Source organism: Bacillus sp. LR--39 (assembly GCF_053613335.1).
In genome coordinates, this window is sequence record NZ_JBSIOT010000291.1 from 1 (window position 1) to 1,127 (window position 1,127).

Annotated in this window: 2 pseudogenes; one reads left to right on the plus strand and one right to left on the minus strand. The window is 47.8% G+C overall.

Features of this window, described 5'->3' with window-relative positions:
• A pseudogene (locus ACWHAR_RS22610) lies at positions 1 to 184 on the plus strand (MFS transporter); the annotation flags it as partial.
• A gap of 285 nt (positions 185 to 469) precedes the next feature.
• Here the strand turns inward: ACWHAR_RS22610 and niaP are convergent.
• A pseudogene (gene niaP / locus ACWHAR_RS22615) lies at positions 470 to 1,127 on the minus strand (niacin permease NiaP); the annotation flags it as partial.

Below are 1,127 nucleotides of genomic sequence, written 5' to 3' on the forward strand. Positions count from 1 at the left end.
TTCCCTTTCCAATGCCGCTATGTATGCCGGAACCACTGTCGGTACAAGTATTGCAGGTTTTTTATATCAAAGCACACAGCATTTCGGAGCTGTCACAGGATTTACTGCCATACTATTCATACTTTCTATGACGCTCTATCAAACATCCGGGAAACGCCAATCCGCAGCCCGGGCGCAAATGTAAAAAAAGCACCTCATTCAAGAGGTGCCTCAGATTGTTGACAAAATCCTAAAATGGTTTTCATTTTAGGATTTTGTCATCTTTTCAGCGTGATTGAAAACCTTGAAGTCTAGGAAGGACGAGCATAGGAGCGGACATTCACAGGATGTGATGACGACGGCGTTTAGGCAGGACGCCTGAGAATTTAGCCGTTGATCCACTTCGCATTGAGCACCGAAGCCCAGTCCTGACAACGAATGCGAGGGTTTGTCGACACGCTGAAAGCACCTCTTTTAAGAGGTGCTTTTCCTATTCTAGCTCAGTTTGTTTCGTTTCTTTCCCCATAATCAAAATACAAGCAACCGCGAGTAAGATTGCAATGCAAAAGATTGAAAAGATGACCGAAAACGAAAAATGACGGGCTGCGAGCGTTCCGACGAGCAAAGGCCCGAAGATGCCGCCGATTCTTCCAAACGCTGCTGTCGTTCCTGAACCTGTTGCTCGAATCGCAGTCGGGTATTGCTCCGGGGTATACGCATACAGCACGCCCCATGCACCGAGGTTGAAAAACGATAACAGCATCCCAGCCGTAAGCAGAAGACTTAAGGAATCCGCCGTTCCGAAGAAATAGGCGCTTCCTGCTGTGCCAATCAAGTAAATGACAAGTATCCACTTCCGGCCCGCTTTTTCAATCAGCCATGCGGCAGAGAAATAGCCCGGTAGCTGAGCAAGCGTCATCAGCAGGACATATTCAAAGCTTTGAATCATGCTGAAGCCTTTCAGCAGCATGACACTCGGCAGCCATAGGAACATCCCGTAATAAGAAAACACCACACAGAACCAAACGATCGACAGCATCACGGTCGGCCGTATATACTGTCTTGCCCAGACGCTTTTTACATTCTCCCACACCGACCTCTTTTTGGCAGAAATCGATTCATATTTCGGCGAATCAGGCAGACTCGTC